The organism is Ferrimonas sp. SCSIO 43195 (genome assembly GCF_023716685.1).
Lineage (GTDB): Bacteria > Pseudomonadota > Gammaproteobacteria > Enterobacterales > Shewanellaceae > Ferrimonas > Ferrimonas kyonanensis.
Genome location: NZ_CP072679.1, coordinates 1,538,079 through 1,559,674 on the forward strand (window position 1 = coordinate 1,538,079; position 21,596 = coordinate 1,559,674).

At 57.9% G+C, this 21,596-nt stretch carries 25 protein-coding genes; 16 read left to right on the top strand and 9 right to left on the bottom strand.

Annotated features, from left to right (window positions below; all coding sequences use genetic code 11):
• Positions 1-105 precede the first annotated feature (105 nt).
• Positions 106-531 (bottom strand): prepilin peptidase, encoded by a 426-nt coding sequence (locus J8Z22_RS07370; protein WP_371878114.1) that lies wholly within the window; start codon positions 529-531, stop codon positions 106-108.
• Between the two features lie 197 nt (positions 532-728).
• Between J8Z22_RS07370 and J8Z22_RS07375 the strand changes: the two genes are divergently transcribed.
• On the top strand, positions 729-941 hold the full coding sequence (locus J8Z22_RS07375; RefSeq protein WP_028113610.1) for a Flp family type IVb pilin: 213 nt from the start codon (positions 729-731) through the stop codon (positions 939-941).
• 67 nt (positions 942-1,008) lie between these two features.
• Here J8Z22_RS07375 and J8Z22_RS07380 read toward each other — a convergent pair whose 3' ends face one another.
• Positions 1,009-1,413 (bottom strand): hypothetical protein, encoded by a 405-nt coding sequence (locus tag J8Z22_RS07380; protein ID WP_156897060.1) that lies wholly within the window; start codon positions 1,411-1,413, stop codon positions 1,009-1,011.
• Here J8Z22_RS07380 and J8Z22_RS07385 point away from each other — a divergent pair.
• Genes J8Z22_RS07385 through J8Z22_RS07440 form a run of 12 tightly spaced genes read left to right on the top strand, consistent with a single transcriptional unit; the run spans position 1,391 to position 11,907 of the window.
• Positions 1,391-1,864 carry a hypothetical protein gene (locus J8Z22_RS07385; protein WP_252009829.1) on the top strand — a complete coding sequence of 158 codons (474 nt, stop codon included), beginning with the start codon at positions 1,391-1,393 and terminating at the stop codon, positions 1,862-1,864. The genes J8Z22_RS07380 and J8Z22_RS07385 overlap by 23 nt on opposite strands.
• On the top strand, positions 1,861-3,189 hold the full coding sequence (locus tag J8Z22_RS07390; protein WP_252009831.1) for a type II and III secretion system protein family protein: 1,329 nt from the start codon (positions 1,861-1,863) through the stop codon (positions 3,187-3,189). The genes J8Z22_RS07385 and J8Z22_RS07390 overlap by 4 nt, the downstream gene beginning before the upstream one ends.
• Positions 3,186-3,653, top strand: a complete 468-nt coding sequence (locus J8Z22_RS07395; RefSeq protein ID WP_252009833.1) for a hypothetical protein — start codon at positions 3,186-3,188, stop codon at positions 3,651-3,653. The genes J8Z22_RS07390 and J8Z22_RS07395 overlap by 4 nt, the downstream gene beginning before the upstream one ends.
• Positions 3,650-4,855 carry a hypothetical protein gene (locus J8Z22_RS07400; protein WP_252009835.1) on the top strand — a complete coding sequence of 402 codons (1,206 nt, stop codon included), beginning with the start codon at positions 3,650-3,652 and terminating at the stop codon, positions 4,853-4,855. Before J8Z22_RS07395 ends, J8Z22_RS07400 begins: the two co-directional genes overlap by 4 nt.
• Positions 4,852-6,120 (top strand): CpaF family protein, encoded by a 1,269-nt coding sequence (locus J8Z22_RS07405; protein ID WP_028113607.1) that lies wholly within the window; start codon positions 4,852-4,854, stop codon positions 6,118-6,120. Before J8Z22_RS07400 ends, J8Z22_RS07405 begins: the two co-directional genes overlap by 4 nt.
• Complete coding sequence (locus tag J8Z22_RS07410) at positions 6,117-7,031, top strand: type II secretion system F family protein (protein ID WP_252009837.1); 915 nt, start codon at positions 6,117-6,119, stop codon at positions 7,029-7,031. Before J8Z22_RS07405 ends, J8Z22_RS07410 begins: the two co-directional genes overlap by 4 nt.
• A complete protein-coding gene (locus tag J8Z22_RS07415) occupies positions 7,032-7,901 on the top strand; it encodes a type II secretion system F family protein (protein ID WP_028113605.1) in 870 nt (289 codons plus the stop codon).
• A 15-nt stretch (positions 7,902-7,916) separates the two neighbouring features.
• On the top strand, positions 7,917-9,023 hold the full coding sequence (locus tag J8Z22_RS07420; protein WP_252009839.1) for a lipopolysaccharide assembly protein LapB: 1,107 nt from the start codon (positions 7,917-7,919) through the stop codon (positions 9,021-9,023).
• Entirely contained in the window at positions 9,020-9,538 is a 519-nt protein-coding gene (locus tag J8Z22_RS07425; protein ID WP_252009841.1) for a TadE/TadG family type IV pilus assembly protein, read from the top strand. The genes J8Z22_RS07420 and J8Z22_RS07425 overlap by 4 nt, the downstream gene beginning before the upstream one ends.
• The gene (gene tadF / locus J8Z22_RS07430) at positions 9,531-10,094 is read left to right on the top strand and encodes a tight adherence pilus pseudopilin TadF (protein WP_252009843.1); all 564 of its coding nucleotides are present in this window, start codon (positions 9,531-9,533) and stop codon (positions 10,092-10,094) included. The genes J8Z22_RS07425 and tadF overlap by 8 nt, the downstream gene beginning before the upstream one ends.
• Positions 10,094-11,341: a TadE/TadG family type IV pilus assembly protein gene (locus tag J8Z22_RS07435; RefSeq protein ID WP_252009845.1), complete on the top strand. Its 1,248-nt coding sequence runs from the start codon at positions 10,094-10,096 to the stop codon at positions 11,339-11,341. Before tadF ends, J8Z22_RS07435 begins: the two co-directional genes overlap by 1 nt.
• Complete coding sequence (locus tag J8Z22_RS07440) at positions 11,338-11,907, top strand: OmpA family protein (protein WP_252009847.1); 570 nt, start codon at positions 11,338-11,340, stop codon at positions 11,905-11,907. The genes J8Z22_RS07435 and J8Z22_RS07440 overlap by 4 nt, the downstream gene beginning before the upstream one ends.
• 27 nt (positions 11,908-11,934) lie before the next feature.
• On the opposite strand, the gene J8Z22_RS07445 is transcribed toward J8Z22_RS07440, so the two are convergent.
• Complete coding sequence (locus J8Z22_RS07445; RefSeq protein ID WP_252009849.1) at positions 11,935-12,561, bottom strand: LysE family translocator; 627 nt, start codon at positions 12,559-12,561, stop codon at positions 11,935-11,937.
• A 192-nt stretch (positions 12,562-12,753) separates the two neighbouring features.
• Here J8Z22_RS07445 and J8Z22_RS07450 point away from each other — a divergent pair, with 192 nt between their 5' ends.
• On the top strand, positions 12,754-13,533 hold the full coding sequence (locus J8Z22_RS07450; protein WP_245595603.1) for a LysR family transcriptional regulator: 780 nt from the start codon (positions 12,754-12,756) through the stop codon (positions 13,531-13,533).
• A 13-nt stretch (positions 13,534-13,546) separates the two neighbouring features.
• Here the strand turns inward: J8Z22_RS07450 and J8Z22_RS07455 are convergent, their stop codons facing one another.
• Both J8Z22_RS07455 and J8Z22_RS07460 read right to left on the bottom strand, forming a co-directional pair.
• Positions 13,547-14,419: a DMT family transporter gene (locus J8Z22_RS07455; protein ID WP_252009850.1), complete on the bottom strand. Its 873-nt coding sequence runs from the start codon at positions 14,417-14,419 to the stop codon at positions 13,547-13,549.
• 160 nt (positions 14,420-14,579) lie between these two features.
• On the bottom strand, positions 14,580-14,936 hold the full coding sequence (locus J8Z22_RS07460; RefSeq protein WP_028113597.1) for a YibL family ribosome-associated protein: 357 nt from the start codon (positions 14,934-14,936) through the stop codon (positions 14,580-14,582).
• A 111-nt stretch (positions 14,937-15,047) separates the two neighbouring features.
• Between J8Z22_RS07460 and J8Z22_RS07465 the strand changes: the two genes are divergently transcribed.
• Together J8Z22_RS07465 and J8Z22_RS07470 are read left to right on the top strand one after the other, a co-directional pair.
• On the top strand, positions 15,048-15,392 hold the full coding sequence (locus J8Z22_RS07465) for a YkvA family protein (RefSeq protein WP_028113596.1): 345 nt from the start codon (positions 15,048-15,050) through the stop codon (positions 15,390-15,392).
• A 210-nt stretch (positions 15,393-15,602) separates the two neighbouring features.
• Positions 15,603-16,259, top strand: a complete 657-nt coding sequence (locus J8Z22_RS07470; RefSeq protein WP_028113595.1) for a nitroreductase family protein — start codon at positions 15,603-15,605, stop codon at positions 16,257-16,259.
• Between the two features lie 80 nt (positions 16,260-16,339).
• Here J8Z22_RS07470 and J8Z22_RS07475 read toward each other — a convergent pair whose 3' ends face one another.
• The 4 genes from J8Z22_RS07475 to J8Z22_RS07490 form a co-directional block, all read right to left on the bottom strand.
• A complete protein-coding gene (locus J8Z22_RS07475; protein ID WP_028113594.1) occupies positions 16,340-17,365 on the bottom strand; it encodes a manganese-dependent inorganic pyrophosphatase in 1,026 nt (341 codons plus the stop codon).
• A 60-nt stretch (positions 17,366-17,425) separates the two neighbouring features.
• Positions 17,426-19,252: a hypothetical protein gene (locus tag J8Z22_RS07480; RefSeq protein WP_252009852.1), complete on the bottom strand. Its 1,827-nt coding sequence runs from the start codon at positions 19,250-19,252 to the stop codon at positions 17,426-17,428.
• 431 nt (positions 19,253-19,683) lie between these two features.
• Positions 19,684-20,340, bottom strand: a complete 657-nt coding sequence (locus J8Z22_RS07485) for a response regulator transcription factor (protein WP_252009854.1) — start codon at positions 20,338-20,340, stop codon at positions 19,684-19,686.
• A gap of 109 nt (positions 20,341-20,449) precedes the next feature.
• A complete protein-coding gene (locus J8Z22_RS07490) occupies positions 20,450-21,514 on the bottom strand; it encodes a 3-deoxy-7-phosphoheptulonate synthase (protein ID WP_028113591.1) in 1,065 nt (354 codons plus the stop codon).
• Positions 21,515-21,596: the final 82 nt, after the last annotated feature.

A 21,596-nucleotide genomic window follows, 5' to 3' on the forward strand; every position in this document is an offset into this window, starting at 1 on the left:
CAAGACCAGTACTGATGGCTGTGTTTTCCCTACCCGTTGTCATTACCCTTCCTGAGTCTCCTTTTGATTCTAGAGTGATAATTTCGCTTTTGCTCAGTTGTCGGGCTAGCCGATGGCAGACAGTGCCACTGCGGCCAACCCGGCCGGGGCGATGGCCAGCCCATAGGGGACGCCACGCTGGCGTAGCTGCTGTCGATTGCTCAGCCACAATACGATGGCAATCAGTGCGCCGAGCACACAGACCACAAACAGCACGCCAGGGTAGAGTGCCGGGCTAATGCCAAGGGAGTAAGCGGCCAGTAATTTACTGTCTCCGGCGCCGAATATATTTAGCATGGTTAATAAGAAGCCGACAGCAATTGTAATTGCTGCCTGGAATAGCTGCTGGTCTATCGTTTTGGAATCGGACACAAGGGTAATAATTACAGTAATTACTCCAATTAAAACCACTGTTATATTTGATATTTTTCTTTTCCTGATGTCAGACATCATCACTATCAGGCTGAGTGCCCCTAATACAAGTAACGACATTTTTCCACCCCATTAAGTACCATGGCATTCAATACGGTATCGGCAAGATGAAACCAGCCTTTAACAAATTCTTTTCATTTTTTCTTATAAAAATATAAGCAGAAAACGCTATGTCAGGTTTGAGATAAAACCCTAGTATTGGAACGGCAAAGCAATACTAACTCACTGTAGCCAAATTAAATTCGGGAAACCTGATTATGTTCGATTTTATCAAATCTAAATTTTACCTTTCATTTGGTCAATATATTAAAGACGAGCGCGGTGTGACGGCGGTGGAATACGCAATTATTGCGGTTGCCATGTCGGCGATTATTCTGGTCGTATTCAATGACGGCTCCCTGAAAACCGCACTGACCAGCGCCATCACTTCGATTCAGGGCAACATGACTTCGGCAGGCACTGCCAACTAATTAACGTTGTCAAAAAAGTATCGTCCGACCATCATTTCGGCACAGGTGGTTCCGGCAGTCTGCTTGGTCATTCAATCAGCCTGCCGGCAGCCGAACCAAATATCGAATAAGAGCAGAGAGGAGGCCACCCCTCCTTTTTAGTAGATGCCATGACTAGGTTATTAATTTTTTTGATGATATTTGGAGTGGTACTGTTTACCATCTTCTCCCTGGAGGGGATGTTAATTACTCCAGCACCGAAACTTAATGCGACGGAATCGCCAATAAAAGTGGTTGAGGTGGCGAGGTTAAGCCGCGATGTGTCGAGAGCGGAATCGATCTCACCAGCATCGGTAGAGTTTTTTTCACTGAATGAAAATGAGGTGCTGAGTAAAAACATTCCAACCGCAAAGTCGTTGAATCTTACCAAGGGAAGTGTGTTTGCTGGTGATTTCAAATCAGGACAGTTCTTGTCGGCGGAAATGGTGTCCAACCCAGGAGACGCCGGTTATCTGGTTCTGTCCATCGGGGATAAGTACGTTCCCTATTTCTATTCGTCTAACGACAACCAAATAATCGAAACTGTGCCCATTGCCGTGGGTGATCGCGTCAGTTTTGTGTCCACTACCTCATCGACCCATAACATTAAGGAAGCCGGTTACGCCGAGATGGCGGACATCACCAGTCGAGTGATTGTCGATGACGCCAAGGTGATTCAGGTGCTCAGCACTCCGGTCGAGGCCGGTGAATCGGAACACCCCAGTGCCAGCCTGTTGATTGCCCTGACGGTAGAGCAGATTCTGCACCTGGAGATGGCCGGCAAACTGGGAGACATCACTCTGGTGCCATCCCACCTGACCGGCAAAACGCTGTCGGTGAAAAGCAGCGACATCATTGAGCGGTTAAGTGGCGTGCGTGAGATGCGGGCCGGGGAGGCACAATGAGACTCAGTTGGCACATGAGCACAATGGCCATCCTTGCCACCCTGCTGTCCTGGCAAGTGCTGGCGGGCTCTCTCAACCTGGATCAGGGGGCAGCCACGACGCTGCGATCGACCACCGCCATCGATACGGTGTTTGTGTCCAACGCCAAGGTGGCCGACTACAAGGTGGTGGATAACTCCAGAGTGGTGGTGTTTGGTGTCAGTCCTGGTCTGTCTACCATCATCCTGTACGACGAATCCGGCAATGAACTGGCTAACCACACTCTGGTGGTCAATCTCAATCCGGTGGTATTGGAGCAGCTGATCTCGGCCCATTATCCGGATGAAAAAATCACCATCCGTAACGTGCTGGAACAGGTGGTGCTCGAAGGCACGGTCTCCAGCGAGACGGTCAAGCAGTCGGTGTACGAGCTGGTTGGGGAGATGCTCAGTAAAGAGGTGCAGGTCAACGAAGTGGTGGTCAACGACAGCAATGGTCATGAGTTGGCCAACCTGGAATTTGGCCGCACCAGCGTGTTTCGCGGTGTGATCAACAATCTCAAGGTACTGGCCACCGAACAGATCAACGTCAAGCTGACCGTGGCCGAAGTCTCCAGTGGCCTGCTTAGCCAGCTGGGTGTCAGTTATGGCTCCGCCGGCGCCGATACCGGCCAGTTTGTGGATTACCTGCTGGATTTCTCCGCCGAAGACATCATCTCGGTGATCGATGCCAAGAAGGACGAGACCCTGGGCCAGGTACTGGCCGAGCCCAACTTGTCGGTGATCTCCGGTGAGTCAGCCAGCTTCCTGGTGGGGGGCGAGATCCCCATCGCCGTTCGGACCGATGATACCGTTTCCATTACCTACAAGGAGTACGGCATCAAACTCAACATCGTTGCCAAGGTGATGGACTCGGACAACATTCGTCTGTCGTTAATGCCTGAAGTCAGCTCCGTCGATGCCAAGAACTCTTACGAAGGCACCCTGGCCAACATTCCGGCCCTGAAAACCCGCCGCGCCCACACCACGGTGCAGCTGAAAGACGGCCAGAGCTTCGTGCTGGCGGGGCTGTTGACCTCCGAGGAGCGCGAGCTGCTGTCACGGGTTCCGTTGCTGGGAGACATTCCGGTGCTGGGAAGCCTGTTCAGCCGTACCGAGTCTGATTACAGCAAAACTGAGCTGATCATCGTCGCCACCGTCAACCTGGTGCAACCCACCTCGCCGGAGCAGATTCGGTTGCCGATGATGCAACGGAGCAGCGACATCGAGCGTTTGCTGGGGCTGGAGTTCAATGGCTCTGAACGCCAGGCCCTGCAACCGCTGTTGACCGAAGGAGGGTTCAGATGAAGCCCATGATACTGATTCTGGTACTGCTTCTGGGCGGCTGTTCGGTGCCCATGTCGGAGCCCAACCGGGTGACGGTTCGGCAGATGGAAAGCCAGTTGCAGATAGTTTCGGCACGCTTACCCGGTGCTCATCGGCGAGCACACGCGTTTCTGACCCCGTTGCGCCAGCACAGCGATCGTCTGGAGTTGACCCTGACTTTTGGACCCGGCGCTCGGCCTCTGGCTCTGGCCCTGAAACAGGCGGCCATCGATGCGGGCCTGTCACCCCGGTCGGTGACCCTGAAGCCAGCGGCGTCCACTGGGACCGATGCCCTGACCATCGACGCCGACTACCTGTTGATCGAGGGCCAGCAGTGTGGCGTGGTCAGCCTCAAATCGGCTCAGGATTACCGCTTTGGCTGTTCGCTGGAGCACAACCGGGTCCATACCCTGGTTAACCCCTTGCCAAGGAGGCTGCAACCATGAACCTGAGCAGTATCTTTAAGGCCGGCGCCACCGAGAAAAAAACCGTGCGCCAATGCGGGGATCTGGTGATCTCTGCCGACAGTGAATTGCTGGAGAAAGTCACTGAAATCTACGCCATCGAGGGCTTTGGAAAACCGCTGACTCAGGCGGTGCTGGCGTCGATACGAAGCTGGGCCGACAAAGACAACGGCAGCCGCAACCTGGTGCTGGATCTGCGTCATTGCGATGAGGATGAACTGCGGTTGGTGGTGGAAGCCAACACCACTCAGCTGGATGTGCAGATCAACGTGGTGATTCTGGGGCTGATGGATTCCATCAGGCTCAAAAATTGGGTGGAGTCTCAAGGGGCCCGTTACCTGTTGTGGGAGGGCAACCTCAATGGCCTGATTCACTGCATTGGTGAGCTTCGTCGTCCGGGGACGACGGCTTCCGGAGTGCGGGTCCGTACCGCCAAGCGGATTCTGGTTCTGGGGTGCAAGGGGGGCGTTGGTGTCAGCTGCGTCAGCAGTGCCCTGGTGCATCTGTTTTCGGCCAAGGCCGGTTTGCCCACCTTGCTGGTGGAACACGATAACGGTGCCATCAGCAGCGATCTTTACCTGGGGATCGAGGGGCTGAAGGTGCGCCAGAACAGTGCCGACCTCAGCCACAAAGAGATTGACGCCTCCATCGCTCGCACCTACCTCAACCGGGTCAACGACCGTGCCGACAGCCTGATGCTGGAGAGCGTCAACAGCTGTGTCGGGTTTCACGGTGCCAACCTGCTGGAGCTGTCGCGGCAGCTGGCTCAGGATTACAATTTCATCGTCGATTCGGTACCGGCCACCTTGTTTGATGAGATCAACGATCCGGGCTTTGTGGAGCGGTATCACCGCATCTTCCTGGTGCTGGACCCGTCGGTGTCGGCGCTGCGGGCGTATCAGCAGATGAAGCGCAAGCTGGACAAGGTGCCGCATCAGGTGATCCTCAATCAGTCCCGCCCCAACGGCGATTATGCGTTGTCACTGGCCGACGCTCGCGACAAGCTTAAGATGGAGTCGGCCTTGGTGCTGGCCTATGAGCCGGGGCTGGAAAAGGGCTTGATTCAGAAAGGCGACGGCTTCTGGAGTTCACGCAAGTTGCTCCGCACTCTGGCGGTGATCGTCGATGAGCTGGCGGGTAAGCGGCTGTATGGCGGTCGTGGCCTGAGGTGGTTGTCACGATGAGTGTGCTGAAGAAAATCTACATCGATCTGCGGGATGAGATCTTCGATGCCATCGACGCCGCCAGTATCGCCGACGTCAGCCACGAGGAGCTGCAGGAGCAGTTGCGGTTGTCGGTGGATCTGTTGGTGGATCAGCGTCAGTTGCAGGTCACCAACATTCAGCGCATGGAGTTGGTGCGGGCATTGTTCGCCGAACTCAAAGGCCTGGGGCCACTGCAGGTACTGCTGGAGAACGACGACATCTCCGACATCATGATCAACGGTCCCAACGATGTGTTTATCGAGATTGGTGGTCAGGTCGAGCGCTCCGAGGTGCAGTTCGTCAACGAGAAGCAGCTGAACACCATCGCCAAGCGCATCGCCTCCAACGTCGGTCGGCGCATCGATGAAGCCAAGCCGTTGTGCGATGCCCGCCTTGAAGACGGCAGCCGGGTCAACATCGTGATTCCGCCGCTGGCCATCGACGGCACCTCCATCTCCATTCGCAAGTTTAAGCAGCAGAAGATCAAGATGGAGAACCTGGTGGAGTTTGGCGCCCTGACCATGGAGATGGCCAAACTGCTCTCCATCGCCTCGCACTGCAAGTGCAATGTGCTGATCTCCGGTGGCACGGGTTCGGGCAAAACCACGCTGTTGAACGCGTTGTCGGCCTTCATTGGCGAGCGGGAGCGGGTGGTGACCATCGAGGATGCCGCCGAGCTGCAGCTGCAGCAGCCCCATATTGTGCGCCTGGAAACTCGCCAGGCCAGTGTCGAGGGCACCGGCGCCGTGGATGCCCGCGAACTGGTGATCAACGCCCTGAGGATGCGCCCGGATCGCATCATCGTCGGTGAGTGCCGCGGCGCCGAAGCGTTTGAGATGCTGCAGGCGATGAATACCGGCCACGATGGCTCGATGTCGACCCTGCATGCCAACAGCCCCCGCGATGCCATTGCCCGGGTGGAAAGCATGGTGATGATGGCCACCGCCAGCCTGCCACTGGCGGCCATTCGTCGTTCCATCGTCAGCGCCGTCGACCTCATTGTCCAGGTTAAGCGCCTGCACGATGGCAGCCGTAAGGTGATGTACATCTCCGAGGTGGTGGGGCTGGAAGGGGAGAGCGTGGTGCTCGAGGACATTTTCCGTTTTGAGACCGGCATCGATGGCTTCTCCGGCAACCGGATCAAGGGCGATTTTCGCACTCCGGGTCTGTCCACCCGCTCGGTGATCTATGAGCGGGCTCGCTTCTTTGGGCTGGAGAATGAGTTGCGGGAGATCTTTGAATGATCAGCCTGGGGATGGTGGTGTTGCTGCTGGCCTTGTTGTGGCTGTGGTGGCGCCGCCGCTGCAGTGAGCGCCGGCTCAACCAGTTGATTGGCCTGGAGCGGGGCGGCGAGCCGATGGCGGTGGCGCGGATGGTGATCGATGCCTCCCGCTTCGATGCCAGCCTGAAGACCCGGTTGCGGCTGCACTGGCAGGCGTTGCTGAAACTGATGGCTCCCAAGCCCGGAGCCAAGTTGTTGCTGTTTGCCGGCGTTGCCACCGGGGGGCTGGTGGCCCTCAACGAGATGTTGCTGCATCAAAGCCTGATGCTGGTGTTGGGCTGGGGGTATCCACTGGCATTTGTGGTGTTTGTGCTGCAACTGAAACGGCGTCGCGAAGCGCGGTTCCAGGACGATTTCCCCGATGCCCTCAACATCCTCTCCGGTGCGTTGTCGGCAGGCCAGAGCGTGGTGCACGCCTTCGAGTATGTGGGGGAGCAGCTGGATAATGAGGTGGGCCGTGAGTTTAAACTGATGTCGGAGCGGCTGTTGATTGGTGAGGATCCCGATGACGTACTGCGGCGCAGTGGTGCGTCGTTTCCCTATGTCGAGTACTTTTTCTTTGTCTCCACCATTCGCCTGAACCTGAGCCGGGGTGGCCAGCTTAAAGAGGTGATCAATCGCATCAACCGGCTGATGTTCGATGCCCGCAGCCTGGATAAGAAAAAGAGCGCCCTGACCTCCGAGGCGCGGGCGTCGGCCAAAATTGTGGCGGCGCTGCCGCTGATCTTCTTGCTGATCCTCAAGTACACCAGCCCGGAAAACTACCATTTCGTGATGTTCGAAGAGGGCGGCAAGCCGATCTTCTACTACGTGCTGATCAGTGAACTGATCGGTTTTGCCTGCATCGCCTGGATTTTGCGGGGGGTGGAATAGATGACTGGCCTGCCTCCCTATGGGTTCTATCTGGTGGCGCTGCTGTGTGCGCTGTTGCTGGCTTGGGTCGGGGTTCGAGTCTGGGAGCGGTTTGCCATTCGCTGGAGTGTCAATTCGCTGCTGGGCAACGCTGGTTCAGAGCCGGTGCGAGGCCAGTGGTGGGACCGGTTGGTGTCCCCCTTCAGTTTCAATCAGGGCGAGGTAGAGAAAAAGCTCCATGCCGCCGGCATCTATCCGCGTTGGGTGGCGCAGAGTTACTACTTTCTGAAGTTCATTCCGTTTGTGGTGCTACTGGCGGTTGCCCTGTATCTGCTGTTGCGGGGCCATTTGAGTTCGACCCGGTTTGTGTTGTTGATCAGCCTGTCGGCAGTGGGGTTTCTGGTCGTGCCGGATCTGTACCTGGAGATGCGAGCCAAGCGGCTAATTCGTCAGATCAGCGGCCGTTTGCCCTTCCTGCTGGACTTGATGAACGTCTGTGTCCACACCGGCATGACCATCGAAGCCTCGTTGGCGCACCTGGCCGGTGAGCTGGTGATGGTGGATCCGCACCTGGCCCGGGTGGTGCGGGTGACGGTGGAGCGCTCCAAGGTGGTCGGCATCGAGAAAGCCATCAATGAATTTTACGAGCTGGTGCCCACCAGTGAAACTCAGAGTTTCGTGATGACCATAGTGCAGAGCCTGCAGTATGGCTCATCGGTGGGGCCGGTATTGTCGTCTTTGGCGACGGACATTCGCGAGATCAACATGATGAACCTGGAGGAGAAGATCGGCAAGTTGGGCGCCAAGATGTCGATTCCGCTGATCCTGTTCATCATGGTGCCCATCGTGGTGCTGATCGCCGCGCCGGGCATCGTCCGAATGATGAGTTAACCCTGAGGTGGAGCCATGCATAACGTTGTAACCGGGCTGTTTCTGGCCCTGATCCTGGCCGGCTGTGCCAGTCGCCCTGTCGAGGACTCGCTGGCGACCCGGGAAGCGCTGCTGCTGGCGTCGGGCAATCAGGTTGGCCTGGTGGCCCACTACAAGGCCAACTTGAACCAGCGGCCCGAGTATAAGCAGCGGCTGATCAGCCTGTACCTGGATCAGCAGGATCTGCGTTCGGCCCAGCTGTACACCACCCTGCTCAGCGAGCAGGAGCGACGGCAGCCACAGGTGCGGCTGGCACTGGCCCGAATACAGTGTCTGCAGCAACGGTGGTCGCAGTGTGAGTCGCAGTTGCAGCAGTATCGCCAGGCCGGTGGCGATTCGGTGCAGACCCTGCTGCTGCTGGGGCGGGCCAGTGCCGCCCAGCAGCAGTTTGAACAGGCCATCGACCAGTTTGAGGAGGCCCGTCGCCTCGGAGCCAGCGACCTGCAGGTGCAGAATAATCAGGCGGTGGTGTACCTGATGCAGCAGCGCCCGCAGCAGGCGCTGGCATTGTTGCAGCCCCTGTACCTCAGCCACCCGGAGGATGGCGGCATTCGCGCCAATTTGATTGTGGCGGCGATTCAGGCGCAGCGGCCGCTGCTGGCGCTGGAGGTGTTGCGTCACCGCGATGACGAGCAGCAGGCCAAACGCCAGTTGCAGGCGCTGATGGCCGGGGTGCTGCCCGCCGACAGCCAGCCGGTGCTGTGGCGCAAGTCACCGCCGTCACCGGCCTCGAGTTCCCCAGGGGCCACCGCCCCAGCGCCGCCACCATCTCAACCTTTTGAACCCGCGCCGCGGCCTCAGTCCGGCGAGGGCCCGGCTGCCTGCGCCGTGCCCGCTGACGGCCAGGACAAGCGATTCTGCGTTCAGGTGACCTCCTGGGACCGGCCGCTGAGCCGGGGCATGCGCCGCGACTTTATTCAGCGTTACGGCTCGCTGTTTGAACAGCAGGTCCAGGCCAGGTATCGCTACTGTGTCGGTGATTTCGATACCGTCGGCGAGGCCAGCGAGTTTCTGGCTCAGGTGCGCGAGCCCCGTGCCTTTGTGGTGACCCAGTCCAGCTGTCATCAGCAGGTCGCGCTGTGAAGCGTCAGCGGGGAACCGTGGCGGTGGAGGCCGCGCTGGGCCTGCCGCTGCTGATCCTGATGGTGCTGGCCTGGCTGGAGTTTTGTGTCCTGACCTACGCCATGGCTGCCACCGATCATGCGTTGGCGACGGCGGTGAATGCCGCCAAACGACAGGGGAGTCTTAGCTCTACCGTGGTGGCGGATTACGAGTATGCCTTGCTGCAGGCGTTGCGGGAGAACGGCATCCAATGGTGGATGAGCAGTGAGGAGTTGGGTGCGGTACGGGCAGAGGTGGTCTATTTCTCCGATCTGTCGGCGCTGGCTCAGTGCAGTCAGGGCGACGCTGAGCTGCAAAGCTGCGCCCAGGCCTCCAGCTCCGGCCTTAATGCCTCGGTGGCGGTGTACCAGGTGGATTACCGTTACCAGCCGATGTTTAACGTCTACCTGCCCGAGCTGCGGGTGCACCGCGAGGTGGTGGCGGTGCAGGAGTATCAGCGCTGTAAGTTCAAGTACTGGGGTGGTTGCGATGGCTAACAGCAAAGGGGTGTTTACCGTTGAGCTGGCGATGGTGTTGCTGGTGCTGTCTGGCTTCTTCGCCATGCAGGTCAACTACATGATAGCGGTCGCGAAAAAGGGAGCTCTGGATCGGGCGGCCTTCTCGGCAGTGACCCTGGTGTCGGAGCGGCGGCAATTCTTCGATGATGAGGGCCAGATGTGTGGCACCAACGGCAATGACGCCAGCAAGTGCGCCAGCCTGGTCAGTGACATTGAGGCCATTGTCGCCGCCGGCCTGGCGCGATCCATGGCCAGTTTTGATGCCAGTGCCCTGGTGGTGGTGGTGGAGGAGTACATTCCGGCACCGCCAGCGGCGTCCTATGCGGTGCGCAGCAGTGGCAACCGGGAGGGCTGTGGCTTTGCTTCCATCAATCACAGTGGCATGGATCCACTGTCGCCGCTGACTTCCAAGGCTCGGAAGTTGCCAATCTACCAGGTGTCGCTGTGTTACCGAACCGATTTTAATCTCATCGGTGTGTCTCAGGGCGACCCGTTTAACATCGTCGCCAGCTCCATCTCCTACGCGAGGTTCTGATGAAACGTTCAGCATTACCCAGACAGCGAGGGGCGGCGATGATCGTCTTTGTCGGCATGCTGCCGGTGATGATGATGCTGTTTGCCTTTGCCATGCACCTGGCTCAGCAGATGCTGGCCCATGCGCGTCTGCTGGAGGCGGCCGAGGTGGCCAGCCTGGCGGTGGCGGCCCAGCATGAGGCCACCCAGACCCAGTCGGAACAGCTGGCACAGCAGATTGTCGATTTCTACATCAAGGACAACGTCGGTGCCCTCAGTGTCAGCGTCGGTCAGGATGCCTGCACCTACGCCAGTGGCTGTATGCAGGAGGCAGGGGAGCTGGCGCCGTCGATGCAAACCGATGTGCAGGTGCATTCCCGCTACGACAGCTGGCTTAGTTTTGATTCCATCGGCATCAAAGAGCAGTTTGAGCTGAAGGGCGGTTCCCTGTCCAAGCGCTACCTGCCTAAGCCGGTGGACGTGTACCTGATTGTCGACTTCAGTTACTCGATGAACTGGACCTGGACCGATGGCCAGAAGAAATACACCATAGTGAAAGACACCCTGTCGCGGGTGGTGGATCAGCTTAAGCTGTATAACAAGTACAATCAGGACAAGAGCCGCATCGCCCTGATCGGTTTTAACCGCTTCAGTGTGCGTAAGGTCGGCGGTTCGCGGACGCTGTACAACATGGACATCTACGACAATGTCACCGACACCGTGGCGCATATGTTTGAGGACAAGCCGGCGGCATCCAGTTACTACCAGTCTTACAGCTATTACTACCCAAAGAACTTTCATGACATTCCCCTGACCGAGGATTACGACCACTTCCTCTCAGAGCTCAATACCATGACCGCCAATGCCCGCAATGCCGGTACCTACTCCTGGCAGGGGATGCTAAGGGCGGCGGTGGTGTCCGATGAGGCCACCAACCTCAATCCGGACCAGGTGTTTATTGTGCTCTCCGACGGCCATGACAACACCAAAACCTACAATGGGATTAAAACCAACCGCTATCTGAAGATGTTGGTGGGGGCGGGGTTATGCCAACAACTGTTTGACAACATGCGCGGCAAAACCGGTCGCCATGGCGAGTCGATTTCGGTCAAGGCCGGGGTCATCGGCGTGGACTTTCTGTTGGATAAAGAGAGTAACGGTTTCTACAACTGCGTGGGTGAACGCAACATCTATCACGCCAGTCAGGGGCCGGACGTGTACAAGTACATTTTGCAGATGCTGAACGAAGAAACGGGACGATTGGAATGACAATATCGACGCACTTTTGGGCTGTCGGCGTGCTGATGGCCGCCGTCTCTGCCCCCCCGGCGTTAGCTGGTTGCATGGACAGCCAGGCGTTGTATAAGCAGAGCAGCCGTGAACGAGCGGCCTACCAACTCAGCCATCATGATCGTGGCCGCTTGCTGACGGTAACAGCGGTGGCGACGGAGGCCGAGTCCACCGAGCAGCAGTCCCTGACTCAAGCCTGCGCCTTTGATCCGCAGCGGCTGACCTTGGTGCTGCACTATCCACTGGATCACTATCGGTTGTCGGTGGAGCATAAGCAGGCGTTGCTGGAGTTGCTGGTGATGGTGGAACGGGAGGGCCAGTTGGGCATCGGCGTGGCCGGCCACGCCGATCGTTTGGGGAGCACGGACTACAACCTCGGCTTGTCCCGGCGCCGTTCCAACGCCGTGGCAGAGTTTATCGCCCAGGTGCGCCCGGACCTGCACTTGGAATCCGTGGGTTACGGAGAAGGCAGCCCGGTGTGCAGCCGTGCTGACAACGACCAGCTGGGCTGTAACCGGCGGGTAGAGGTGCGACTGTTGCTGTAACGGCGCCGTTGTCGCGAACGTGCTCGGTTAATCGGCCAGGGCCAGTCGGGTGCCCAGGCCGATCATCGCCACGCCGATGATACGATTGAGTCCGGTCTCGATGCGGCTCAGACGCTTTTGAGCGCCAGCAGTGGTCAGCAGCATCGCCACCGCGGAGAACCACAGCAGGTGGCCCAGAGCGATAACCAGTCCAAGCAGCAATTGCTGATTCGGTCCGGCCTCGGCATCGGCGACTTGAGTAAAGAGCGCCACGAAGAACAGGGCGGTCTTAGGATTGAGGGCATTGCACAGAAACCCCTGTTTGGCCATGGTCCAGTGAGCAATCGAGACGGACTCGTCGGTTGACGTGGCGCCGCCATGTGCGGGGCGCTGGCTCAGTAGGGCGGTGATGCCGAGCCAGATCAGGTAACCGGCGCCAAGGTAGCGAATCAGCTCCAGCATCCAGATGGCCTGAGACATCAGGTAACCCAGCCCCATCACGGTATAGCCGATGTGCACCGATACGCCGGCGGCGATGCCGGCGGCCGTGGCCAGGCCGGCGCGTCGTCCCTGGGCGAGGCTGTTGCGCACCGTGACGGCGAAATCCGGCCCGGGACTGATGATGGCCAGGGCGATGATGGCAGTCACCAGAGCCAGTTGAGGGTCAATGATCATGATGTCGGTCTCTTGTAGGGTTAGGGCTGATGATTATTGGCTGGAAAAGCGGCTGATAAAAGCGAATAATACACGCAAATACTGTGAATAAATCTCACGCATATGACGCTTAGAAACCTTCCACCTCTGGCACCCCTTATCGGATTTTGTACTGCCGCCAAACACCAGAGTTTTACTAAGGCTGCTCAGGAGTTGAATCTCACCCATGGGGCCATCAGTCGCGCCGTAAAACAGCTGGAAGACTACTATGGGGCGGCGCTGTTTCAGCGTCGAAATCGGCGCGTATTTTTGACCGATAAGGGGCGCTACCTGGCCGAGCATGCTTCGGTGATGTTGACCCAGTTGCAGGGGCTGAATGAACGCATGCGGCAGCCGGAAGGCGCCAGCCTGGCGGTGTCCTGCGAACCGTCGTTGGCCATGCGTTGGCTGATGCCCCGCCTGAGTGGCTTTTATCAGCAGTCTCAGGTTGCCGATGTGCACCTCTCTACGGCGGGAGGACCGGTGGACATGGTGGCCCAGGGGCTGGATCTGGCCATTCGGCGCTCTGACTTTAAGTGGCCCCAGGATTATTGGGTCAGTCCACTTGGCAGGGAGAGCATTGGTTTGGTGTGCCACCCCGACTATTGGTTGCGACACCGTGATGGGGCAACAACCTTACTCCACAGTCGTACCCGACCTCATGCCTGGGAAGATTGGCAGGCGCTGGCCGGTCAACCCTTGCTGGCGGAGTCCGAGCGCTATTTCGATCACTTCTATTTCAGCCTTCAGGCCGCCGTCGCCGGGCTCGGCCTGGCCGTAGGGCCGCGTTCTCTGGTGGTGGATGATATGGAGCGGGGCCACCTGATTGCGCCCTTTGGCTTTGTGGAAACTCGGGTCGAGTATGTGGCGTTATCATTGACTGATCCGGCCCGCTCGGGAGGCGTGCAGCAGTTTATTGATTGGTTGGCTCAGGAGCTGAAAGGGGCGCTGTAAGGGCGGCGACAGCCTAGCTCCACATGACGATGATGGCAGCCACCGCGATCAGCACCAGCCCGGCCGCTTCTTTCAGTTGCACCCGTTGCTTTAGCCACAAGGCGGCGATGGCCAGAGTAAAAAACACCTCGATCTGACCCAGGGTCTTGACGTAAGGGACCGCGTTCAGGGCCATGGCGGAAAACCAGCCAATGGAACCGATGCAGCTGCACAGGCTGACCAGAAACGTGGCTTTGGGGCGTTGCCACAGCGCCATCAGAGTCGGCCTGTCCCGCAGGCCAAGGTAGCCCAGCAGCAGTAGGGTTTGCAGGCCGATCACCAGTACCAGCACCCAGGCGGCCCGGTGGGGGAAGGGCAGCGGCAGCACCAGGCTGGCTTCCCGAATCCACAGTGAAGTCAGTGCAAACGCAGTACCACAGGCCAGGCCGATCACCAGGGTCGTCCCCGACAACTGGCGCCAGTGACCGCGGCCACTGAGCAGCACCACGGCGACGGCGCCGACGCAGACCCCAAGCCAGCCCAGTGCAGACAGGGGCGTGCCAAACAGCAGGGTGCCGAGAATGGCGGCCATCAGGGCTTCGGTTTTTGCCAGTCCGGCGCCGACGGAGAAGTTCTTCATCTGGAACAGCCGCACCATCAGGCCCGTTGCCACTATCTGCATCACCGCCGCCCCGACAATGAAGCCGGTTAACGGCAAAGACAGCTGTGGCAGCGGAGCCGGGCGCCACAGGTGCAGTGTCCCCAGGTACAGCAGCGCCAGCGGTCCGGCGTACAGAAAACGCGCCAGGGTGACTCCGGCGACCTTGACCTCTTTGCTGAGCTGGCTCTGCAGGGCATTGCGCCACGACTGGGCAAAGGCGGCGAGCAGGGTAAAGGCGATCCACATGGCGGGGTCTCACAGATTCAGGGCAAGGGCTCAGAGTGTGGCATTGGCGCGTGAAAGTCCAACGGCATCCTCAGGCGTTGTTGGCTCAAAAACGGGCCTGGGCTCAGAAACAACCACGCCGGCATTGAGCCGGCGCGGGTTTGGGGGCGATGGCCTGGGGTCAGAACTTCTTCGGGGCAAAGCCGGTGACTTCGCTGATGCCCATTTCGCGGCCCAGGGCGGTCATCGGGTGAACCACCTCCAGTCCACGGACCGATTTTTTCAGTTTGCCCATGTCCGCCTGCTCCTCTTTGGTCAGCACGCGTTTAAAAGGCAGGTTACTGACCTTATTCCCTTTTTGGCTGATTTGACGGGTCTGGGTCTTCTTGACGTTGTCGATCTGTTTGGTCAGAGCCTGGCTTTCTTCAAAGAACTTGTCGATCATCGCCACGTCACCGCGCTCGTGGGCGGCATTCAGTTTACGACGGACTTTATCCAGCCGGTTATTCAGTTGCTGGAGCTCTTGTTTCAAATTCATGGTGTTACCTTAGATTGTGGGCCGGAGAAAGGGCGCGGGCGCTGCCACCTTCCGTCGCAATAGCGTAGTATACCTTGTATTGACAACAACGTGTGAACCTCGAGGCAAGTGATGGACGATTATGCAAAGTACTTCAGCGAAGACTCGTTCTGGGACACCCTGCGCCGTTATGCCGTTCGCATTGGCCGGGAAGCGGTGGAAAAGGCGTTGGTGCTCTATTTCTGCCTGACCGACCCGCAAACGCCGACCCAGGCCAAGACGGTAATCGTGGCGGCGTTGGGTTACCTGATTCTGCCCATGGACGTGATTCCGGATTTAACGCCAGGAGTGGGATTCAGTGATGATTTAGGCGCTTTGACGGTGGCATTGGCGACGGTGGCGGCTCACGTTACCAGTGCCCATTGGCAGCGGGCATCGCAGCAACTGCAGCAGTGGTTTGGCACTACCCCCCAGTGAGGCGGGCCGGGGCGTGTCCGTTACCAACGCGTGCCGGGTCACCAGGGCGACCGGCGCCTTGGTTTGCGGTAACCACGGCAACGGCCTGGGCCATTATCAATTCAAAACGAAAACTGTTTATGGTGGCGGCCGGTTTATTGTTCGCCGGGCTGACCAATATACTCTCCGTCATTGATTGATGTATGAATTCACCCAGTTACGGAGCAGACCATGTCTCAGCAGATTATTGCCGATCTAAACGCCCGCTATACCGCCAAAAAATACGATCCATCCAAGCGCATCTCGGCCAACGACATGGCCATTATCAAAGAAGCGCTGCGCCTGTCGGCGTCCTCCATCAACTCTCAGCCGTGGAAGTTTGTTGTGCTGGAAAGTGACGAGGCCAAACAGCGATTCCACAACACCTTTGTTAATAAGCACCAATTTAATCAGCCCCATGCCAAAGAGGCGTCGCACACCATCCTGTTGGCCTATGATCCGAAATTCACTAAAGAAAAGTACAGCAAGCGGGTCGATGCGGAAGTGCGCTCTGGTCACCTGCCGGCGGAGCGGTACGATGCCTTTATGGGGGCCTACGCCTTTGCCGAAGCCAACACCGACGCCCAGGGCTTCAATGGTGGCTGGACTAAGGCCCAGGTGTACCTGGCTCTGGGCAACTTGTTGCACGTACTGGCCCGGTTGGGGATCGCCTCGACGCCAATGGAAGGGGTGGATGCCGAACTGATCGGCAAGGAGTTCGCCCCAGAACTGGATGGCCACGTCTGCGAAGTGGCACTGGCCATGGGCTATCACAAACAGGGGGAAGACTATAACCATGGACTGCCCAAGGCTCGGTTGTTGGCCGAGGACGTACTGGCGGTGGTGTAACCTTCACCGAGTCTAAACGCTGACCCCGGTTCAAATCGGCAGGGCAGGAGGCCGGAGCCAGCCTCCTGCTGTCATTGTAGTTACTTCGACAAGGCGCCTTTAATGGCAGGCATCATCTGCCGTTTGCGTGACAGGGTGTCGCTGAGAACGAACAGTCCCCGTTTATCCATTTTGACCCCGTAGGCTTTGTTGGCCAGTTTTTCATCGGCGCGATTTTCGGTGATCACGTAGGCGGTTTTCTTCTGCATATCCACAATGGCAAAGAAGATGTGGTCGCGTTTCTGGCTGGTTCGGGCCTTACCCAGCGCCTGGCGCAACTCCTCGACCCGCCCCAGCAGTTCGTCGGAACTCAGTACTTCCGCAACCCCAAAGCCGACATTCTTGCCGTTGATGCTGTAGTTTTTGTAGTCCCCGACCACGATGTCGTAAGCGCTGACGTCGGACAGATCCGATTTGGCTTTAAACATGTTGGCGGCAAACTCATCGGCATCAAGACCGGCGGTGGCAGACAGGCTGGCCACCAGTTGCCGATCCCGTTCGGTGGTGGTGGCCGAGCTCAGGTTCAGGGTGTCGGACAGGATGCCGGCCAGCAGCAGTCCGGCGTCACTCTTTGACAGGGCAATGCCGTGGCGCTCGGCGTCATCGGCAATGATGGTGGCGGCGGAGCCCCAGGGCTTGATGTTGATGCTGATGGGCGAGGACAGGGCGATGGGGTTGTCTCTGAGGGCGTGATGATCAATCACCGCCTGGATGTTGTTTTGATTGACGCCGGGCATCAGTTGCGTGGTTTGATTAAAGTCCACCAGCGCGACGTTGGCTGCGGCCAGGTTGGTGGCCAGGGGCGGCGTGTCCAGCTTCAGGGTGTCGAGCACGTACTGGGTTTCTTTATTGAGCTTGCCGGTGCTGCGGGCCTGGCCACCGTAGATTTTGGCCGCCATCATGGCGGAGACGATGGTGTCGGTGTCTGGATTGATGTGGCCAAACCACAGCGTGTTCTGGTCAATGGGGTGGTCGTTGAGTGTCAGGTCCAAGTCGGCACTGAACGCCGGCCAGGCGATGGCCGTTACCAGGCTCAGGGCGGCCAGGCTAAGGGTGCGTGTGGTCATAATGAGATCCTTGTGTTGGCGGAAGGTGCCCGGCGGGACACCTTCCTGTCCATGAGAGTGTTAAAGTTCGGTTCCGGCCCAGTAGTACAGGTGGTTGCTTCGTGCCTGAGTGTCGATGTGTTGTTTGATCACCGGTTTGAGGTAATTCACCGCACTGTCGCCCAACAGCTCATAGCCTTTGAGGGCGTTACCACCGTCGAGGCGGGCGGCCAGTTTTTGACGCTCTTTGGCGGTGTCATAGCGGGAGCCTGTGGCAACGGCCACCAACAGTCCATCCTTAGCCCCGACCAGGGTCGCTTTGGCGAGGGTCTGGTTCTTGTTAGCACCAATGACGGCGACCTTCAGAGGGTGATCTTGATGGCGGGTCTGATACACGGTGGCGGCGATGGCGCTGTTGCCGGCAATCACCAGACTGTCGTTGCCGGTACGAACGTTCACACTGCCATCGAGGTTGCGTGCCTTGGTGCCATCCAGTTGGGCGATGCCGACGGGTTTGCTGGTCGCGGGCTTGGCGGGGTTGGCTTTGGCGTGAAAGCGGTTGCTGACCTGAAAGGCGATTTCAGTTTTTGACAGGGACTGGTCTTTGGCCAGCAGGCCGGCGGCTTTCAGCTTGGCGTACAGCCAGTCATTGAGTTTGTCTAGCTCGGCCCGGTTCGCGGTTTTGCCTTCAAAGCCGATCTCCAGCAGCAGGGGCTTGCCATACTGACCGTTTTTGCCGAACTGGCCGGGGTCCTTGATGGCTTTCCAGATCTGAATCTCTACTTCCTGGCCTTTGAACGGACCGCTGTTGATCCAGCCCTTGTACTTGGATTGACGCATGATGTCGGTTTTCAGCACCTTACTGGCACCGTGGCGCATCAGTGGCGTCAATTGCTTGTAGGCTTTCGGGTTGGCAAACATCAGGTAGTCGAAGATCTCCTGATTGCTGGCGCCATAGAAATCGAACTCGAAGATGTTAAAGCCGACGTCGGTAGACAGGCTGTACTGATCGCCTCCCAGGGAGACATCCACTTCGCCTTCGCCTTTGATCATTGGTCGCAGTTTATCCAGGCTATCGGCCCGCAGCTTGTGGGTGAATTTGGACTTACGCACCTTGCTGACGTCCATGCGAACCCGAAAGATTTCGTCACGGCTCTTGAGGAACCGGTCCTCGGTATCCATGTAGAAACCCTCTTTGAATTTCACCTTGGCACGCCAGTCGATGAACGGGGTTTTGTCAACAAATCGTTGTCCTAACTGCTTGCTTTCGCCGTCCCACAAGAAGTCGGTATCGATGAGGTAATGCCATTCGATGTCCTCCATCTGTGCCATGGAGACCGGTTTGGCCGGACCGTAGTCCTTGAGGTATTCGTAGTTGAGCGAGTCGATCTGCGGTGCAATGCGAATCAGCATTTCGCCGGCGTTGTGCAGTGCCGTTTCGGTCCGTCCCGGGCGCAGTTTGTTGTAGCGGCCAGATTTGTTATTGAGGTACCACTGGCCGTTTTCCATCTCCAGCTCACCGCCAATGCGGGCCTTGGCCCCGCCGGTCAGTGCCGTGTGGCCGTATTTTTCCTTGTAGCCCCACTTTTTGGGTTTTCCATCTTCGATGCGCATCATGCCCTGCGGGTACTTGGTGCCCCAAGGGGTGGTGACTTCCGGTGCAATGATGAAGTTGCCCGCTTCGTCGATAACCCAGACGTAGCCTTCCCCCTCATCCAGAATCAGCGGTTGCTGATCGTTGCCCACCTGCAGATAGGGGTTGAGGGCGATGTTGTGGTGATTGTCCACTTCGTAGGCTTTGATGTAGGCCGGTGGCATTACCGGGCCGTACAGCCGGTCGAGGTCGGGGCTGGCCTGAACGGAAAATGCCAGTGTCAGGGCGGTGCAGGCGAAAAGTTGTTGTCTCATATCGTGTTTCCTGATCTCTGTACGAGTTGGGCCGGGCACGGTGACCTGGCCGAACAGGAAGGGGATGAGCCGTTGCTCTTGGGGGTGGGAGAGAGAAAACCCCTGGGTTCATTGCCTTCCTGATGTCCTTGGATAGCTATGGTGCTGCGGGTGATTGAGTCACCGGATTCACCATGGCTGTATGATGGACTCAGTCAGGCTGAAAAAAGAATGACCTCGATCAAATAGTCGCAATTAAATCTTACACTTTTGATTTTGTGTGATCTCAATTTGAACGCTAATTCATTTTAACTATTTGAAATTTAATCATAACTTCTATTGTCAATGCTTGTTATAGCTTTGGTTTTTTCGGTGTTGTATTTACTGGTTGCGCTTTTTTGGGGGAACAAAAAGGCCCGCAATCGGCGGGCCCGCGGTGCTGGCTGTTGGATTCAGACCGGACGGTTGTCCATATCCAGTCCCTGCAGGGCGATGACGGCCTGGGTGCGGTTGCGCACGCCGAGCTTTTTAAAGATGGCAGTAGCGTGGGCTTTGATGGTGGCCTCGGAGACCGCCAGTTCATAGGCGATCTGCTTGTTGAGCAGGCCTTCGGCAAACATCTGCAATACTCGGTACTGCTGCGGGGTTAACTCGGCCAGGCGGGCGCCGATGTCGTCGTCGTCTCGCTGTGCTTCGCTAAGGTTTTCCATACCTTGAGGCAGGTAGATGTCGCCCTCCAGAACCCGCTGCAGCGCATCGGCCAGTTGTTGAGGCTGGGCCGATTTGGGAATGAAGCCCTGGGCGCCATAGTGCATCGCCTTGGCGACCGTTTGGGTGTCTTCATGGGCAGAGATCACCATGATCGGAATCGCCGGGTGGTGGCTGCGCAGGTGGATCAGGGTCGAGTAGCCGTGACTGCCGGGCATCTGCAGATCCAGCAGGATCAGGTCAACGTCGGGGTGATGGTTGAGGCAGTGCTCCAGGGTGTCGGCACTGTCGGCTTCCAGCCAGCGGGTGTCTGCCATGAACAGACTCAATGACTGTTTCAGCGCCTGGCGAAAAAGGGGGTGATCGTCGGCGATGATGATTGAGCGGTCAGGCTGATCCATGGTGGCGTAGGTCCTTGTAATTATAGTGCCACTACTTTATGCAAATTTTAATCAAAAACAAAGGGGCACGCGTGGTGGCCCCTTCTGATCGGATCTGAGTGCGTCAGCCTCAGGGACAACGGCGCCGTCTGGCGCGGCTGGCTTTGGCCAAATCTTTGAGCAGGATTTCACTGTCCTGCCAGTTCAGGCAAGCGTCGGTAATGCTCTGACCATAGGTCAGCGGTTGGCCGGCGACCACTTTCTGGTTGCCTTCATTGATGAAACTCTCCGCCATGATACCGGCAATCATGCCACCGTGCGGCTGTGCCATCTGGGCCATGACATCGGCGGCCACATCCAGTTGGCGACGGTGATCTTTCTGACTGTTGCCGTGGGAAAAGTCCACCACCAATCGAGGGCTGATGCCCGCTTCAGACAATTTGTTGCTGGCAGCGATGACGTGTTCGGCGTCGTAGTTGGGGCACTTGCCGCCGCGCAGGATGATGTGTCCGAAGGGGTTGCCGTGAGTGCGGTACACCGACATCTGACCGTCTTTGTCCGGCGAGTAGAAGATGTGCGGCACTCGGGCGGCGCGGACGGCGTCGATGGCGATCTGCATGCCGCCGTCGGTGCCGTTTTTAAAGCCAACCGGACAGGACAACGCCGATGCCATTTCGCGGTGAATCTGACTTTCGGTGGTGCGGGCGCCGATGGCGCCCCAGGTGATCAGATCGGAGATGTACTGGCCATTGACCATATCGAGGAACTCGGTGGCGATGGGCAGTTTCAATTCGGTGATGTCGGTGAGCAGTTTTCGTGCCTGACGCAGGCCCTTGTTGGCGCTGAAGCTGCCGTCCAGATCCGGATCGGAGATCAGGCCTTTCCAACCGACGATGGTGCGGGGTTTTTCGAAATACACACGCATGACGATCATCAGGTCATCGGCCAGCTCTTTCTGCAACACGGCCAGGCGCTTAGCGTAATCCAGCGCGGCGTCGGCGTCGTGAATGGAGCAGGGGCCGATAATGACCAGCAGGCGGGAATCTTCACCACTGAGAATGGCCTCAACCTGGCGACGGGCACTGAGCAGTGCTTCGGCGGCTGGATCGGATAAGGGAAACTCTTTGGCCAGCTCGGCAGGGGAAATCACCTTGCACAGAAGCGTGGTCCGTAATTCATCGGTCTTAAATGTCATGCGTGCCTACAACGGGGTGAGTACAGGTCACCGTTTGCAACTAATTTGACGGATTATACCGAATCTTGGCCGTTAGGTAAGG